Origin of the sequence: Candidatus Rickettsiella viridis, assembly GCF_003966755.1 — a bacterium.
Classification (GTDB): Bacteria; Pseudomonadota; Gammaproteobacteria; order Diplorickettsiales; family Diplorickettsiaceae; genus Rickettsiella_B; species Rickettsiella_B viridis.
Genome location: NZ_AP018005.1, coordinates 267,438 through 284,989, shown reverse-complemented (window position 1 = coordinate 284,989; position 17,552 = coordinate 267,438). Strand labels below are relative to the sequence as shown.

The window sequence follows — 17,552 nt, the reverse complement described above, 5'->3', positions numbered from 1 at the left end:
TATGGAAGCACCTACCCCTATCGGTTGGCGAGAATGGGTATCTTTACCTGAATTAGGTATACGTCATCTCAAAGCAAAGGTTGATACTGGCGCGCGTACTTCTGCCTTACATGCTTTCAGTGTAAAAGTATTGGAAAGCACTTCGCAGAAAAAAAAGGTTTGTTTTATCATTCGCCCCCACTCACGTCATTCTCCAAAAAAAATGATTAAATGTGTTGCTGAATTAATTGATATCCGCCAAATAACTGATTCAGGTGGTCATAAAGAACGACGCTGCGTTATTAAAACACCGATTGTTATCGGTAAGCATAGTTGGCCTATTGAAATTACACTAACAAGCCGAGACAGCATGCGTTTTAAAATGTTATTAGGCCGTACTGCCTTAAAAGGTTTTATTGTCGATCCTTGCCGCTCTTATTTAATCGTATAAAAAAACATCATGAAAATTGCTATTCTTTCTCGTCGTTCACAGCTTTATTCTACTCGTCGTTTAGCAGAAGAAGCTACGAAGCGAGGGCATGATGTCAAAATAATTGATACCTTGCGTTGTTACATGAATATAACTAGCAAAAACCCTTCTATTCATTATAAAGGCAAAATTCTTGATAAGTTTGATGCCATCATTCCCCGCATTGGTGCATCCATTACTTTTTATGGCGCTGCACTGGTAAGGCAATTTGAAATGATGGGGACTTTCGTTGCCAACGATTCTATTGCTATCACGCGTGCGCAAGACAAACTACGTTCACTGCAATTATTATCCCGTAAAGGTGTAGGTTTGCCCATTACTGGGTTTGCTTATTCACCCGATGATATCCAAGATCTTATCAGTATGGTTGGTGGCCCTCCTCTTGTGATCAAAATTTTAGAAGGCACCCAAGGAATAGGTGTCGTTTTAGCAGAGACTCAACAAGCAGCTACCAGTGTTATCGAAGCTTTTTTAGATCTGCAAGCGCATATTATGGTTCAAGAATATATTAAAGAAGCAAAAGCCGCGGATATTCGCTGTTTTGTTGTTAACGGTAAAGTCATTGCGGCCATGGAACGCCAAGCAAAAATTGGCGAGTTCCGCTCCAATATTCATCGTGGTGGAACAATACGCCTCGCTAAACTAACTGAAGAAGAACGTACAGCAGCCATCCACGCCGCCAAAGTTATTGGATTGAATATTGCCGGCGTTGATTTGTTACGCTCTAACAGAGGCCCCCTCATTATGGAAGTAAACTCCTCTCCTGGCTTAGAAGGGATAGAAAAAGCGACAAAAAAAAATGTAGCTGAAATCATTATTAAATTTATTGAGAAAAAAGGCGGTAAACATCGCTTGATTTAAGAGAAGAAGCCTCATACTTATATTGACTACATCGTTTTTGCATCGTATAAATCAATGGAATGAGTACTCAATATTTTACTAGGCCACTTGCCGATCGTTTAAGACCCACTTGTATCGATGACTTTTTTGGTCAAAGCCATTTGCTTGGTCCTGGGAAATCACTGCGTTATACGCTTGTACAGGGACAATTACACTCAATGATTTTATGGGGGCCACCTGGAACAGGGAAAACTACCTTAGCAAAAATTATGGCGAATCATGCCAAAGCCCGATTTGAGTCGCTCTCCGCATTGCTGGTGGGTGTCAAAGAAATTCGAAATATTGCTGAACGCGCACAGTCTGCACTTAATGCGGAATACCCACAAAACACCTTAGTTTTCATCGACGAAATCCATCGCTTTAATAAAAGCCAACAAGATGCATTATTACCCTATATAGAATCAGGATTATTCATCCTCATCGGCGCTACGACTGAAAACCCCTCTTTTGAGCTTAATAATGCATTATTATCACGCACACGCGTTTATGTATTAAAAAAATTAAGCTCAGAAGACATCATTGATATTATCAATCGTGCTTTAACCAATCAGGAATTTGGTTTAGGGAAGCAATCATTAATTATAACAGAGTCCGCAAAAAAACAGCTCTCAATGATCGCTGACGGAGATGCTCGTCAAGCATTAAACCTTTTAGAAATTGCTGCTGATTTAGCGGAAAATAATGCTATTGATGAAAAAACACTGCAACTCATTACACAAACAAACCTACGCCGCTTTGATAAACAAGGCGAATTCTTTTATGACCAAATTTCCGCCTTGCATAAATCAGTACGTGGCACTGATCCCGATGCCGCACTTTATTGGTTAGCGCGTATGCTCGATGGTGGTTGCGATCCACTCTATATTGCTAGGCGTATCGTACGCATGGCAAGTGAAGATATTGGCAATGCCGATCCACGTGGGTTACAACTTGCACTCGATGCCTGGGAAGTTCAAGAACGTTTGGGTAGCCCCGAAGGTGAGCTTGCTTTAGCACAAGCGATTGTGTATCTCGCCTGTACCGCAAAAAGCAATGCTGTCTATACCGCCTTTAACGCCGCTATGGCAGATGCCAAAGAACATGGCTCACTCGAAGTCCCATTACATCTGCGTAATGCACCCACCAAGCTCATGCGACACTTAAATTATGGTAAAGACTACCACTATGCACATAATGAAGCCGATGCCTATGTACACGGAGAATGCTATTTTCCTGAAGAGTTAGCCGATAAACAATATTATTTTCCTGTTCCTCGCGGTTTAGAACTAAAAATAGCTGAAAAATTGGCAAGATTAAAAAAACCACAAAAAACATAAATAATTATTTCTACGTCAACGCTGATTTTCTAACCATTTTTTTACTTCCATATAACTAACTTTACCACTGCCCAATAAGGGCATCACATCAATAAAATATAAACGACGTGGTAAATTTAACTCGGATAAACCTTTCTCTTGATAAAATTTAAGCAAATCATTTCTCGTTGCCAGTTTATACTCCGTCACCAAAATTAATTGCTCACCTTTCCTTGCGTCAGCAATAGTAAGCACTGCATGGTGTTTATCAGGCCATAAATCATAAATTGCATTTTCTACAGCCGTTAATGAAACCATCTCTCCGCTAATTTTTGCAAATCGTTTAGCACGATCTTTTATGCTGAGATAACCATCACCATCTACTTCAACAATATCACCGGTATCGTACCAACCGTGGCTAGGTGGCATAATTTCCCCAGGCTGTTCAGCACTCAAGTAACCTAACATGATATTAGGGCCTGATACTAATAAACGACCCCCATCTTTAATATGAGCCACTGGTTCAATTTCATAGCGAATACCCGGTAAAAAATTCCCCACTGTTCCTGGTTTATTTTGCATAGGCGTATTCACGCTAATAACAGGCGAAGCTTCCGTCACACCATATCCCTCAAAAATTCGAATACCAAACTTTTCCATCCATAACTTTCTTGTTTTTTCTTTCAATTTTTCTGCACCGGCAAAAACATAACGGATACTATAAAAATCATAGGGGTGAGCATAACGACCATACCCGGCAAGAAAAGTATCGGTTCCAAATGTAATGGTAGCGTTACATTCATAAATCATATTTGGCACTTTACGATAGTGTAAAGGCGACGGGTAAATAAATGTTTTGATACCATGATAAATTGGCAAAATTACACAAGCTGTTAATCCAAATGCATGGAATAAAGGCAATGCACTAAAAAAAATATCTTTCTGATTAAAATCAATTTGCGTGGTCATTTGTGCCATATTAGCCTGAATATTTTCATGGCTTAATACAACGCCTTTCGGCTCTCCTTCAGAGCCCGATGTAAATAAAACAACCGCTGGATCACTGGTATTCGTTATTTTTTTAAGTTTTCTATGATAATAGTAATGCGGAAAACGGCTCAATAATGCAGCCCGCAATTTATCTTTCCAAGAAATTTCTGCCTTTATATCTTCTAGATAAACAATTTGAATCGCTTGTTCACTCAAGGCAAGAATGATGTTAAATAGATCCGCTGCTTCAATAAACTTTCTTGAGGTTAATACACAACGAATCTTGGCGACGCGGCATGCCGCTTCTATTTGAGCCGATCCTGCAGAATAATTGAGTAAGGCCGGTACACGCCCATACGCCTGTAAAGTAAAGAAAGTAACCACTGCGCCTATCATATTAGGCAATAATAGCCCTACTGTTTCTTGATACTCTGTTAGACGATCAATTGCTGAGCCCAAAATAAAACAGCGCGTTAACAATTGATTATAGTTAAGAGGAACCCGTGTAATATCTTCCAGCACTTTAGTGGGACCTTTGTGAATAGCCTTTGCTTCCAGAAAAGATTGAAACAATGTTTTTTTGTAATCCGTGCTACGAAATAACATTTCAACCATAATTTCGTAAAGCTGCACACCAATCAATTGCCGACGTTTTCGACTACTCATCGTCGGATCAACCACAAATCTTCGAGGCGGCAAGATAGTAATAGAGATTTTCGGAAACCAACGAATCTGAACTTTCCCTCGAAGTCGAGAAAAATGCGTATATTGTGCGCCTTGCAAACGAATAGGTAATAGATTGGCTTTTGCATGATCGGCAATTAATCCCGGGCCTTCATAAAGCTTCATCAAAGCACCCGTCGTCGTAATACGACCTTCAGGGAAAATAACACATTTACCTGGCCTTTTTACTTCATGGATCAATGTTTTGATCGCTAAAGGATTTAATGGATCGAGTTCAAATACTTTTGCAAAATATAAAAAGGGACGAACCCACCAAATTCGAGCCGTAAATCGATTAATAGCGAATAAAAGATCATCCGGTAAAAAAGCATAAAGTAATACTACGTCAAGAAACGACGTGTGATTCGCTACAATAACCACACTATCCCCTGCAGACTTATAATGCTCAAAACCGGTTAATTTTACATCATAAAGATGTTTAAGTACCCAGCGTAATACGGGTTTAATCAATCCTTCGGGTATAAAAAAAATAGTAACCATCGCTATTACTAAATTAAGAATACCTAATAATAAAAAAATCTGAATAATGCTTAAATCAATTTTAAACAAAAATAAAACCACTAAACTCCCTACCACAATAAATAGAGAATTAATAATGTTATTAGCCGCAATACTCCTTGCTCGATGTCCTATCACGGTATCGATTTGAATAAGCGTATACAGTGGAACAATATAAACGCCTGCGCTCATGGATAAACCTAGTAAATCCAAGCAAATCCGCCAATGGCTTATCGAATAAAAAAAATCACGAAGACCAATCAAGCTGTGTGACCCTTTCGTTAATAAAGGTAAATGACGTGAAGCAAAATACAAATCGATCATAAAAAAACTCATCAGCCAAAGACTGAGAGGAATCCATTGCATACCTATTTTCTGCTTTAATAAACGATTACAAAGCAATGATCCTAATGCAACCCCTACGGTAAAAATAGCCAGAAAAATAGTAACTACACTCGCATTGGCTTTTAGAAAATTTTTACTAAAAATTGGAAATTGTGTTAAAAAAGTAGCTCCGATCAACCAAAACCACGAAATAGCTAAAATAGCCCAAAAAACCTTTTTTTCAGTTTTGACTTGCCTAATTATTTCAAAGGTAGCTTGAATAAAACGTGGATTAATTTTTAAATGAGGGTTAGCTTTAGGCGTAGTAGGCACATAAAAACTCGCAAGTAGACCCATCACTGATGCAGAAAGCATTATTATTGAAACCCATGTAATACCTGCTTGAGCAACAATTAAAAATCCACCTAATAAAGTCCCTAATAAAATGGCTATAAAAGTACTTGCTTCAATAAGTGCATTTCCACCCAGTAATTCATTTTTTTGTAAAAGATCAGGCAAAATCGCATATTTAATCGGGCCAAAAAAAGTAGAGTGTGTGCCCATTAAAAATAGCGTTAACATTAACAAACCTACGGCATGCAAATAAAACCCGAGCGAAGCTAAGGCCATAAAAGCCAATTCCAAGCATTTAATAATAATAATTAAATTTCTTTTACTTAATTTATCGGCTAATTGACCCGCCAGTGCTGAAAATAAAAAGAAAGGTAAAATAAACAGCCCTGCCGCCAGAGTCACTGATAATTCCTGCCACAATTTTGACTGTGAAACAAATTGATATGTAATAAGAACAATTAATGCATTTTTAAAAACATTGTCGTTAAATGCCCCAAAGAATTGTATAATAAACAAAGGCAAAAAACGTTGGCTTTTTAATAAAGAAAACTGTGGCAGTGCGGGCATGAAATCCCCTATTTATAGTCAAAACAAACGAAAAATAAAACGTGTGAAAAACCTATCTATCTTATCTAAAGCTTTTCAGTATAGCATATGAGGAAATTTCACTTTTTCACTCTCTTGGCAGGAAAACTTTAAAAAAGAGGATTGTTACAAATTCACTAAATTTGCAAAACAGTATCATCCATAGGCTAGCTGAATGGAAAATAAACTGTTAGAATCCTCCGCTGTTTTTGTATGTTAATACATATCGGGGTATAGCGCAGTCTGGTAGCGCATCTGCTTTGGGAGCAGAGGGTCGGGGGTTCGAATCCCTCTGCCCCGACCAAATTTTAGGGTATCCACTTTAAAAATTGAATTACCCAACAATAGGACGGCCTCTTTTGGCCCTCTAACTTTAATTTTAGGGTGTAATCGCCTAGCAGAAAGCGCCTGTAGCTCATCTGGATAGAGCATCGGCCTTCTAAGCCGAGGGTAGCAGGTTCGAGTCCTGCCAGGCGCACCATCAAATAGAGGTGTTTAATGGTGGACGTAGCTCAGTTGGTAGAGCCCTGGATTGTGATTCCAGTTGTCGCGGGTTCGATCCCCGTCGTTCACCCCATTTTGGGCCGTTAGCTCAGTCGGTAGAGCAGTAGACTTTTAATCTATTGGTCGATGGTTCGATTCCATCACGGCCCACCAGTAAAGTCTTTTAAAATCAAACACTTACACCAACCTTAAACTTGTTTTTATTTCCTGCAAATTTCCTTGCGCGACTTTTGCGCGACTCGTATCGACTAATCCACTTTTTCTTAAGACTACCAAGTGTTTCCCTGTTTCACAGACTTTATTAGCGGCACGAATCAGATTACCTAATTCAGCGGCTGAATAATGCGTTGTTACACTCTGCGTTTTATGGCCTAACAAAACTTGCCTATCTTCAAAACTCACTTCAGCCGACCGTAATCGATGACCAAAAGTATGTTTTAAATCGTGCACTCTGACTTGAGGTAAGCCAGCCCGTGCGCGTGCTTTTTTCCACGCGGAATTTAACATCCGAGTAATAGGTTTACCTCGAAAGGTAAATACATAGTCTGAATGTTCTCCTCTCACTTCCTCAATTACACGCAAGGCATTTTTGTTTAAAACTACTAACCGTTTTTCACGGTTTTTAACATCCGCAGCGGGAATGATAAAAACAGAGCCTTCAGAAATTTTAATTTCCCACTTCCATTGCAGATGGCACACTTCATGATCACGACAGCCTGTGTTAACAGCAAACAAAGCCATGTGCTGTAAATGCAAAGGTAATTCACTTAAAAGCCTGGCTTGCTCATCAAGTTGAAGCGGATAAGGTTCTCTTTTGTCAGTTTCACGAAGCAGTTTTATTTTGGGCGCTTTATGTAACCAACTTAAGTTGTATTCATCTTTCCACTCGTATTCAGCCAAGTTTAAAATATGTCTGACTACCTGTAAGCCGCAATTGATTGTTCGCCTCTTAACGCCCTGCTGCGTGCGTTCCTGAATATAATGTCTTAAGCTATCCATATGAATAGAATCAAGTGGTAAATCGCCAATATATTGATCTAGCCTTTTTAGATAAATAGCATCCACATGCAAACTTGATTTATCTTTTTCCTCTAAGTATTTAGTAGCTGCTTCTCTAAAAGTCCGCTTTGGTCTAATTCCATAGACACTCGCTTGTCGAATCTGCTCAAGACGCCGAACTAAATAGCGTTCGGCTTCTTCGAGCGAGCCTGATCCAGTGCTTTCTGAAATGCGACGGCCGTTGACTTTCTTGTTAATGTGCCAGATGTTCCCGCGTTTAACGAGCCCTGGCATTTTTTTTCTTCCCATAATGGTTTCCTCTCTAATGGAGGACGACCCTTACACTGCTTATAATCGTCCACCCAGGCATCTAAATCAAGTCGATCGAACGCAATGCCAATTTCTCCTATCGGAATCACCGTTAAATGCGGTCTCACTTCGTCATTAAACCGATGACGATCCATACCCAAATAATTCGGTGCATCTCGTAATCGAATCAGTCGTGGTTGCATGTTCATCTCCTCCATTAAAAATGATTAAATTTTTATTTTTTATTAAATTATTTTTTTAATTTTTTTAATAAAAAAATAGTCGGATGTTCCTCCCCTCAATTAATAACCGCTAAAAGTAAAAATACCGTAAAAAAGCGGGGAATAATTCCCATTTTTTTACGTTAGGATTTTTATAAGGAAAAAATAAAAAGAAGGAGGAGAGTGATGTGGGAAACGGCTTTATTAAAAGCCATCCAGCAATTCGATACCATGCAACAGTTTTCAGAAAAGCTGGGTGTACCGCGTGAAAGTGTCAGTGCTTGGTTACATAAGAACATTCAAATTCCCTTGGAATACGCGTTATGTATAGATAGCTTAACGCAAGGAACGGTGAGCTGGAAGGAATTAGTTCCTAGCTACAAGGTACGACTGTTGCGGCATATCGCGTTTTCTATCGGCCCAGTAACAGCTTATTCATGCATCCAAGTCTGTGTATCACTACACCGCATTCAAGCACTAAAAAATAACAGGCCACAATATAACTTACCTCATGCAAACGTCTTTTTGGGTTTAGATGAAAATAACCGGATCATTTTTGGTGAGGAATTATTTTATCACTACCAAGCGCTTGGTAAGAAAACTATTCCTGCCTTGCTATTTTCCTTATCCGCTTTGTTAGCCGGTAAATATGATCCAAAAGACTTAGCTCAAACCCTACTGATGAGTGAGCGACTAGCCATAGGTATTGCTTTGGAAAAGTTAATTGGAAATCGCCAAGGAAAACGGACTGACCTCGTTAAAAATAAACAAAAAGCCGATTTTGATGAGGCACTTTGGGAAAAATTTCCCGAAGTAAAAGAAAAAAGCACCACTCTAATAGCGTACTTAATAGGTTTTGGTAATAACCATCGAAAATGCTTTGAGCAAGGCAAGCAAATTTTAAAGTATGGCTGTCCCCAATTAATTAACCAACTAAACCAAAGAAAAATAGCCCTATCAACGGCGGCCGCTCTAACTTCACTTTGTCATGCCAAACAGAAACAAATTTTAGCTGGCAGTAAGAAAGAAATCATTGCACTCACCCAACAACTCAAACAGACAGCAAAACAAAAAATAGTTATTAACCCTTCAAAGGAGATTTAAACCATGCGTGATTATAGCAAACTTTCACCCCATTTTTGGATTAATGAACAAGGTAAACAAATCAAACAATTTGGTGGGGCAACACAGCTCATTGCTTTATACCTAATCAGTAACCCTCATTGCACGATGCTAGGGATCTACTATTTACCCATGCCGTTTATAGCCCATGAGCTAGGTATCACCTTAGAAGGGGCTTTAAAGGGGCTTCAGAATCTCTGTGAAGTCGGGTTTTGTACCTATGATGCGGCATCAGAATACGTTTGGGTACACGATATGGCGTTATCACAATTGGGGCAAGCTTTAAAGCCCAACGATAATCGCGTTAAGTGTATCAACGAACTCTATCAGGCCTTACCCAAACTACCTTTTCTCGATAAGTTTTATGAAGCTTATCATATTTCACTGTGTTTAGATAAAAAAACAAAGGGGCTAATAAGGCCCTACGAAGGGACTTCAAAGTCCCTTCTAAGCCAGGAACAGGAGCAGGAACAGGAGCAGAAGAAAGAACAGAAACAGGAGGAGGATCAGGAACAGGATGTTGATGGTGGCGCGCCGTCTGACGACGGCTTGCCCAGCAGCAACAGCGAATTAAAAAATCCCCCTGTTAAACAATTGCTTGACGTGATCGACGATAAGGTTGTGTCCATAGCAACGACGGTTACATCGATAGGGCTTTATCAGATTCCTCTGAGCGATGGCAGTCAGTTTATGGTTTTACCGACCTCGATAACGCATTGGCAAAAAACCTATCCCGCGGTGGATGTTGCACAAGAGCTACGGCAAATCCAGGCCTGGAATGAGGCAAATCCAACGGAGCGTAAATCCCGAACACAGATTCTGCGCCATATCAACACGTGGCTTGCCAAAGAGCAGCGTGCAGCCTCTCAACAGCGACAACAATCGCCTCCCTTTGAACATCACCTTGACTTAGCCAGACGTGGTTTGAGTCCTACGCTGGCACACAATCTCATCGTAGGGGAGCGGTGGCTCAAGCAATCGATGGCGAAAGAAGAAACTCTACATCCTCTGTCTGATGCACAGGAGATTTTATGCTAGCCGATGACAAAAAACAGTTTCTGCAATGGTTGACGTTATTGACCGAATCGTTTAACCGCAAGGTATCGAGTGTATTGCTAGAAAGCTATTGGCAATGCTTGGAATCCTACCCGTTTATGCAGGTCAAACAAGCGATGTTGAATACTTTGCAAAATCCTGCTCGTCAGAAATGGGGGATGCCCACACCGGCGGATTTAATTGTTTTAATTCAGGGAGATAACCATCAGCCGGCACGTAAGGCCTGGAGCCAAGTACTTTCTGCTATCCGCACCGTGGGTGGTTATGACAGCGTGGTGTTTGATAATGCGGTGATTCACTGCGTGATCACCGATATGGGCGGCTGGGTTTACTTGTGTCAACAATCGGAAAGGGAACTATCTTTTTTAGCTCAAGCATTTGAGAACCGCTATTGCGACTATCAAGGAAAACCACTGCCTCGCTATCCACGTTTACTCAAAGGCCGGTTAGAGCAGGAGCATGAGAGTCAGGGTTATACACACACGCCGCCCGAGCCTATTTTGCTAGGCAATCCTGAGTGCGCTTTGGCCGTTTATACCCAGGGCAACGCACAATGTTCTCAAACACCGCTTTCGCTTTCTCAAGCCACTCAGAAGTTTTCGCAACAGCAGGAAAATAACGTACTAACCAAAGAAAAATAAGGAAAAAAATAACATGCTCAACACGCCGATCTCTAATAACCTGCTGCATTCTGATGTTTCACAAGGCGCCGCGTATCAAATTCTCCATGGGGATTGTCGAAACGTGCTACCCACTTTTCCTGAAAAAGTTGCTCTTATCGTGACTTCGCCACCGTACGCCGATGCGCGGCAAGCCCATTACGACAGCGTAGCTCCCCATCACTATACCGATTGGTTTGTTACCTTTCATGAGGCACTGTGGCGTGCGCTAAAACCGACGGGCAGTTTAGTACTGAACATGAAAGATAAAATTGTTCAAGGTGTACGCCAGCATTATGTTTGGGCTACGATCGAAAAACTCATCGGTTTAGGCTGGCATTGCATTGACGATTACATCTGGCATAAGAAAACCAGTATGCCAGGCTATTGGCCCACACGCTTACGCGATGCCTGGGAGTATGTGTTTCATTTAGCCAAAGTAAAGAAACCCTATGTCGATCAGGAGGCCGTAAAAATTCCCATGGCAGCCTCCACCCAACAACGAATAGCACGTTTCAGTGGATTAAAAAAACGTATTGTCGTTTCTGCCACCGGCAGTCGGTTTCAGTGTAATTTTGCCAATTGGCGCCATAAAAAACAGGTCTTGCCGACTAATGTTTTGCATCTATGTCCTGAGAATCGCAATCAAGGTCATCCGGCTGTTTTCCCTGTCGCCTTACCGCAGTTCTTTATCCGCTTACTCTCTAAACCACAGGATTTGATACTTGATCCCTTTGCCGGTAGCGGTACCACAGGCTTAGCGGCACTTTCTCTTGGACGACGCTGCGTTCTCATCGATAACCAGCTTCCCTATTGCCACGTGGCTGAACGAAGGCTAAGCCAACTGATCAAAGAAAAATAAAAAGAAGGTCAATCAGCATGTTTAATTTAACCGAAACTATTACACATTTTAATCAAGTCTATCAAAAGCGAATAAAGTTAAATAAGACGTGGGGATTAGTTTATTTACACCCTAAATCCTTGGATTTTTTAAATCAATGTTGCCGACTGATTCAAGAATCGGTTTATCACGCGTCTCCTTTTGTGACGCAGCGTCGAGCTTTACGCGCTACATTGGCTAAAACACAGGATCAGTCGACATCGGAAGCGTTAGCGGCGTTAAAAACCATCGTCCAGCAATTAAAAACCGACGAGTTAGTTCGACAACGACTCGATTGGGAAGAGCATTTACAAACACTGTTTAATACAGAAATATTTTGGCAACAAGGTTTTAATCAGTTAGAAAGTAATCTTCGCGCTAAACTCCAATTGAAGCAAATTTATCAGGATTGGAAGAAGCATCGACCCTTTCAATATTATTCAGCGCAAGGCCTCTTGTTTCTGCTCAACGTTATTGTTCACTATCAGTATCATTTTACACAAGCTCACGAAGAACTGGAGAGAAAACAACAGGCCTGGCTGCCTTCACAACGCTTGCCTGCGCCTATTGCTGCAAGTTACTGTCAATTTTTAGAAAGAAAATTAAACCATCTTAAGGTATTACAACAGCAAGTGCTTGAGGTACTGTTGCTGCGATTAAAAATCGCTGAACACCGAAAGCAAGTTACCTGTGATGATGTCAGTTATGCTTTGGTAGAACAAAGCCAACGGTTATTATCCCTCTCTATCACATTGCCTAAGCACCAAAGAACGCTGGATGCCGCTACATTTAATCAAATACACCGTGCTATTGTACAATACGGAAGCCCTCATCATAAAAATCAGCTATATGGATTAGCCTGGTACCAATATGCAGAATTCAGCGCAGCTAAGGATATTACTCTTATCACGATATCCGTACACCGATTATTGGCTCCAACAAAATTAATTCACCTCATACCAAAAAAGGTAAGAAAGCCCGCCTGGTTATTTAGAAGTAATAAAACACGTTTCGCTTTTTTAGAAAGGCAGCAAGCGCTATTAGCGCAGCTTTTGTTGCCGTTGGATTTTACGCCGTTATTACCAAATTCATTTTCTACTATCCACGTAACGCTACAGCCATTCATCCTACGTTACCAGCTATTGCAAGAATCGCTACAATCCTTGGAACAACAACCGGCACTGCGCTGGTGGCAGTGGCGGCAAAAACGTTGGGAAAAGGCCTGGCAAAAATGGTTGATGCACCATTTTCAAAAAAATCAGGAGGATTTGCGCGAGGTCTTAAATCATTTTTTTATCCACCTGCAAAACCACAAGGGGTGGCTGAGCCAGGCAACCTGTCGCCAACCATTACAGGATAGCCTAACCACTATTCAACACCTTATCGAACAAGGGCCTTATGCTGCTCACTGTACACGCTTAGCTTTCCTGCTGAAGCATTTGTCAACACAACTACACGCCAAGGCAGAGGAGATCGCACGAGAAAGGCACCGCGCCGCATCCTTAACGCAAAACTTTAAACAAGATGTTTCTATCGCGTTAGAGGCTTATGTAAAATATTATCATGACCAAGGACAAACGATACCTGAAGCACGGATGGCAGATATAGACTATTTACGTAAATTACTCAATACGACTCATGACCTCCTCTTATTACGAGAAGGTGTTATGCAACGTTATCAGACGATGCAGCGACCCCCGCTTGCTAAATTAATGACATCTTTGGATGGTAGTGCCTTACGACAGGGGTTACGAATTGTCTTAGAACATCCTAAATACCGCATAGAGCAGTTTACGCTGGCTGTTGCTAGCTTACCATCGTCTTCTCAAAAAGTTCTTTATCAGGGGAATAATCTATCTGATTTTGCATTGAGGAGTAAAGAAAGCATTGTTGATAGGCAGGCTACAGCTTCTAGCATTCCTGATATAAATAACATGGCGTTATTAACCCTAGAACAACAATTTACGCAGGTGCAGACACAAATTCAACAATTAATGAACAACACCGACCGTACTAATCTACCCCTACAATCACCTGACATTGTCAAAAACCATGCCCGATTTTTTAAGTGATCTTGAGTATCCAGTTTATAAATAGACCTGGTTAATGACTACTTGACTAGATGACATAAAAACCCGCTGTTATTCTTTATAAAAAAAATCATAGAAGTCCTTGCATTCCCCGTATGGGGGCCGCTAACATTAAAACTGATTCGTTCATAAAAAAATCTGGCGCAGGAAATTCCCACGCCAGCCGCATGTACAAGGTACTGAACATACCTTGCCGTTGCTAACCACAACCAATTCGGGAGAATTGATCATGGCTGTTACTATCATAAATCACAGAGCCCCCTTAGGGCAATCGGCTTCATTTTCTAAGAAGCGGATAATTTTTTCATCTTACCGATCCCCAACATTACAACTCCGTATAAAACGCGTGCTTGAAGCGATTTTAGTACGTATTTTACAAACATAACTCTTGGGCTTTTTTTCAAAACCCAATCTTATTTCTCATTATTTAGTTAGGGCTATTGTTGTGCCCCAGGAGTTATCATGTCTAAAAAAAAAGTCACTGGTTCTGCAGCAGAAGATCCAGATATAACACAGTATTCAGCGAATCAATCGACGGATATCGTCACCCGTATTTTACGATTACTCGGCAATCATTCGCCATCAGTCAAGCAACGACGACTGATTAAAACCTTATTATTTAATATTAGTTTTAAAGCTGAGCTTCTTTTTGATAAGTCATTAGCGCCACGGGAACAAGAGTGCTTATTATTCGCTGCTTTGGGTTGCAGTTCCGCTCAAACTGCCGAGATATTACCTATCGAAAAAAAAACGGTTGAAGAATTTCTAAGTAATACTAGAAAAAAACTGGGTTGTAAAAACACGACCCAAGCGGTTGTCCAAGGAATTCGTTATGGTTATATTTCACCAGAAAAATACGGACAAAACCCCGTAAAAATACGGGAGAATAAATCGCTTGCAACGCAATAAAACCCGTTGCTTTCCTTACAAAGTCAGTGATTAAATTTCAGATTTTTACGGGATTTACTTTACGGCTAACTAAGGCAAACTCATTCCATAGTATTATTTTTAAGGAGAATTTAAGATGAATCATAGTACTGTAAAAGAAAACCTATCTTCTCGATCGGGCCGAATTCTTGTCGTCGAAGATAATCCACTCATTCAACGCATACATCTGCAACTACTCCAAGGACTAGGTTGCCACGTTGACTGCGTGACTCAAGGACAAGATGCGCTTCGCCAATTAACTTATGATCTGGTGTTTGTCGATCTAGGTCTCCCCGACATCTCAGGTGAAATGGTGATTGAAATGATTCGTGCCAGAGAAGCAAAAAGGAAACGGATCCCCATTATCGTCGTTAGTGCGCATGGCAAAGAACAAGAACTGCAATGTTTGACATTGGGTGCTGATCAAGTGCTAACAAAACCTGTGAAAATAGAAGATTTTCGTGCTATTTTAGGCGATTACAATTTGCTCGAAAAGCAATAGTAATTTTGCTTAAAGCACCTTGTACCTATCGAGAGGATAGGGCAATGGCATAGAAAAACCCATAGAGTACCTTCCTGCGGATTATCAGGTGGCCTCTATGGTTACTAGATGTTATGAATAGCTTAACTATGATAAAATCACGGTTACTTTAAAGGAAAAAAATAGACTATGCTATCTAAATTTTTAGACCCTAAGAATGACATCGCGTTCAAAGTTATCTTTGGGTCGGAGAAGAATAAAGACATCCTCATTCATTTTTTAAATGATATCCTTGGCTTTACAGGTAGTCAACAGATTCAATCCGTAGAGTTTCTAAGTACGGTTCAGGATCCTGAAATTGCAGCAAAGAAGCAAAGTATTGTTGATGTCTTATGTCGTGATGAAAAAGGAACAAAACTGATAGTAGAGATGCAGGTTGCAACTACGAAAGGCTTTGAGAAGCGCGCCCAATATTACGCGGCCAAAGCCTATGCGCAACAGGCTGACAAAGGAGAGAAATACCACGATCTCAGAGAGATCATCTTTATCGCCATAGCCGATTGTGTACTATTTCCGAATAAATCAGGCTATAAGTCGGATCATATCATACTGGATAGAGATAGTTATGAGCATGATTTAAAGGACTTCTCGTTTACCTTTATCGAACTACCTAAGTTCCATAAAAAAGAAATCGCCCAGCTTGAAACTTTAATAGAAAAATGGTGTTATTTTTTTAAGTATGCAGCCAACACGAAGGTGGCCGATTTAGAACAGATCATCGGTAGCGATCAGATCATTAAGAGGGCTTATGAGGCTTTGGACCAATTTTATTGGTCTGAGAATGAGCTTGCACTCTATGAACAAGAACTTAAACGTGTTCGAGATAATGAGGCAGTACTAGCACAGCAAATAGACGATGCCACTGAAAAAGGCCTACAGCAGGGAATACAGCAGGGAATACAGCAGGGAATACAGCAGGGAATACAAAAAGGGGAGTATGCTTTTCTCCATCATTTGCTGCAACGTAAATTCCACCAAGTACCACAACGCTACTTAGACAAGATGGGCTGTGCTGATGCAGATACGCTTCTGAAATGGGGCGAATCCGTTTTAGATGCGAACAATTTAACAGATATTTTTAACGAATAGTTTTTTCGTAGGTTAAGACGACTTAAAGGCTATTAAAATAAATCTCTGCCACCTCGACAAACTGGGTAGGATTAGTGCTACGCTTTAGCTGGATAACGATGGGGATGATCGATTTGATGTAGGTGTGTAGGTTTTCTTCACTGGAAGTTGAGCCGGCCTGCTGCATCATAAAGACTAATTGCTTAAAACAGCCTTGAGGCGTATCGGCATGTACGGTACTCATACTGCCTGGATGACCACTGTTAGCGGCTCGGAGAAAGGACCAGGCTTCGCTACCTCGGAGTTCAGAAAGAAAGAGGCGATCGGGTCGTAATCGCAGACAGGCCTTAAAGAGTTTTGACGCGGTAATTTGTTCGTCCTCTTCATTGAACAGTAAATTAACTGTGTTAGGCTGTTTAATATTAACTTCCCGCGTATCTTCGAGGGTAATCAGCCGTTCGGTATGGGGAATGAGCTTTAAACAAGCATTTAAGAAGGTCGTTTTACCCGTGCCGGTTCCGCCACTGATAATCAGATTTTTCTTTGATTGGATGGCAAGTTTTAGAAATCCAAAAATATCTTTTTGCTCATGGAGCGTTTTTAGATCAGCTATTGTTTTGTGATAGATATTTTCTTTTATAGCGGCATAGTCATCAAAAACACCGGCTTTCTGATAGTCCTGTAAACGCATGTCACGACGGGAATGACAACGGATCGAATAAATGATTTTATCTTTTTCACAGGCTGGCGACATAATACATTGTATTCGTTCTCCGGTCGGTAAATAGCCGGAAAGAAGCGGGCAGGGAAACGGCTTATGGTTAAATTCGGCAATCAGGTTGGCCAGTGCTTCAAGAAAACTGAATTCTAACGCTTCTACTTCATGACGTGTGAAAACTCCGTTTTTCTCGACAAAGATCACTTTGGGTTGATTAATACAAATTTCAGTGATACCCTTTTTTGCCAAAAAGGGTTTTAGGGGTTCAAGATGTTTCTCTAAGGCTTTTGTCGACATGT

Annotated in this window: 15 protein-coding genes and 4 tRNA genes; 15 read left to right on the top strand and 4 right to left on the bottom strand. The window is 40.7% G+C overall.

All coding sequences use genetic code 11. The features are described 5' to 3' along the window. Position 1: 1 nt before the first annotated feature. From DMP02_RS01320 to DMP02_RS01310, 3 genes are read left to right on the top strand one after another with little or no spacing between them, the layout of a single operon-like run. A complete protein-coding gene (locus tag DMP02_RS01320) occupies positions 2–430 on the top strand; it encodes an ATP-dependent zinc protease family protein (protein WP_126322311.1) in 429 nt (142 codons plus the stop codon). A 9-nt stretch (positions 431–439) separates the two neighbouring features. Continuing rightward, positions 440–1,330: a 30S ribosomal protein S6--L-glutamate ligase gene (gene rimK, locus DMP02_RS01315; protein ID WP_126322310.1), complete on the top strand. Its 891-nt coding sequence runs from the start codon at positions 440–442 to the stop codon at positions 1,328–1,330. Between the two features lie 59 nt (positions 1,331–1,389). Further along, positions 1,390–2,685 carry a replication-associated recombination protein A gene (locus tag DMP02_RS01310; RefSeq protein WP_126322309.1) on the top strand — a complete coding sequence of 432 codons (1,296 nt, stop codon included), beginning with the start codon at positions 1,390–1,392 and terminating at the stop codon, positions 2,683–2,685. A 15-nt stretch (positions 2,686–2,700) separates the two neighbouring features. Here the strand turns inward: DMP02_RS01310 and DMP02_RS01305 are convergent, their stop codons facing one another. After that, a complete protein-coding gene (locus DMP02_RS01305) occupies positions 2,701–6,141 on the bottom strand; it encodes an acyl-[ACP]--phospholipid O-acyltransferase (RefSeq protein ID WP_232019586.1) in 3,441 nt (1,146 codons plus the stop codon). 245 nt (positions 6,142–6,386) lie between these two features. On the opposite strand from DMP02_RS01305, the gene DMP02_RS01300 reads away from it, so the two are divergent. The 4 genes from DMP02_RS01300 (at position 6,387) to DMP02_RS01285 (ending at position 6,816) form a co-directional block, all read left to right on the top strand. After that, positions 6,387–6,463, top strand: a tRNA-Pro gene (locus DMP02_RS01300). A gap of 100 nt (positions 6,464–6,563) precedes the next feature. Further along, positions 6,564–6,640 (top strand) — tRNA-Arg (locus tag DMP02_RS01295). A gap of 20 nt (positions 6,641–6,660) precedes the next feature. Continuing rightward, a tRNA-His gene (locus DMP02_RS01290) sits at positions 6,661–6,736 on the top strand. Positions 6,737–6,740: 4 nt separating this feature from the next. Next, positions 6,741–6,816 (top strand) — tRNA-Lys (locus tag DMP02_RS01285). 24 nt (positions 6,817–6,840) lie between these two features. Here the strand turns inward: DMP02_RS01285 and DMP02_RS01280 are convergent. Beyond that, the gene (locus DMP02_RS01280) at positions 6,841–7,956 is read right to left on the bottom strand and encodes a tyrosine-type recombinase/integrase (protein WP_232019585.1); all 1,116 of its coding nucleotides are present in this window, start codon (positions 7,954–7,956) and stop codon (positions 6,841–6,843) included. Then, on the bottom strand, positions 7,842–8,180 hold the full coding sequence (locus DMP02_RS01275) for a hypothetical protein (protein WP_232019583.1): 339 nt from the start codon (positions 8,178–8,180) through the stop codon (positions 7,842–7,844). The genes DMP02_RS01280 and DMP02_RS01275 overlap by 115 nt, the downstream gene beginning before the upstream one ends. Before the next feature lie 198 nt (positions 8,181–8,378). Between DMP02_RS01275 and DMP02_RS01270 the strand changes: the two genes are divergently transcribed. From DMP02_RS01270 to DMP02_RS01235, 8 genes are all read left to right on the top strand, one after another. Continuing rightward, positions 8,379–9,296: a YdaS family helix-turn-helix protein gene (locus DMP02_RS01270; RefSeq protein ID WP_126322306.1), complete on the top strand. Its 918-nt coding sequence runs from the start codon at positions 8,379–8,381 to the stop codon at positions 9,294–9,296. A gap of 3 nt (positions 9,297–9,299) precedes the next feature. Continuing rightward, a complete protein-coding gene (locus tag DMP02_RS01265) occupies positions 9,300–10,352 on the top strand; it encodes a hypothetical protein (protein ID WP_126322305.1) in 1,053 nt (350 codons plus the stop codon). Next, complete coding sequence (locus DMP02_RS01260; protein WP_126322304.1) at positions 10,346–11,011, top strand: DUF6475 domain-containing protein; 666 nt, start codon at positions 10,346–10,348, stop codon at positions 11,009–11,011. The genes DMP02_RS01265 and DMP02_RS01260 overlap by 7 nt, the downstream gene beginning before the upstream one ends. Positions 11,012–11,024: 13 nt before the next feature. Continuing rightward, on the top strand, positions 11,025–11,891 hold the full coding sequence (locus DMP02_RS01255; protein WP_126322303.1) for a DNA-methyltransferase: 867 nt from the start codon (positions 11,025–11,027) through the stop codon (positions 11,889–11,891). Positions 11,892–11,908: 17 nt separating this feature from the next. Beyond that, a complete protein-coding gene (locus DMP02_RS01250; RefSeq protein ID WP_126322302.1) occupies positions 11,909–13,981 on the top strand; it encodes a hypothetical protein in 2,073 nt (690 codons plus the stop codon). Positions 13,982–14,461: 480 nt separating this feature from the next. After that, complete coding sequence (locus DMP02_RS01245; protein ID WP_126322301.1) at positions 14,462–14,908, top strand: helix-turn-helix domain-containing protein; 447 nt, start codon at positions 14,462–14,464, stop codon at positions 14,906–14,908. 115 nt (positions 14,909–15,023) lie between these two features. Further along, entirely contained in the window at positions 15,024–15,428 is a 405-nt protein-coding gene (locus DMP02_RS01240; protein WP_126322300.1) for a response regulator, read from the top strand. Positions 15,429–15,596: 168 nt separating this feature from the next. Continuing rightward, positions 15,597–16,556, top strand: coding sequence for an Rpn family recombination-promoting nuclease/putative transposase (locus DMP02_RS01235; protein ID WP_197720787.1), 960 nt, complete (start codon positions 15,597–15,599; stop codon positions 16,554–16,556). Between the two features lie 22 nt (positions 16,557–16,578). Here the strand turns inward: DMP02_RS01235 and virB11 are convergent, their stop codons facing one another. Further along, positions 16,579–17,550 carry a P-type DNA transfer ATPase VirB11 gene (virB11, locus tag DMP02_RS01230; protein WP_126322299.1) on the bottom strand — a complete coding sequence of 324 codons (972 nt, stop codon included), beginning with the start codon at positions 17,548–17,550 and terminating at the stop codon, positions 16,579–16,581. Between the last annotated feature and the right edge of the window lie 2 nt (positions 17,551–17,552).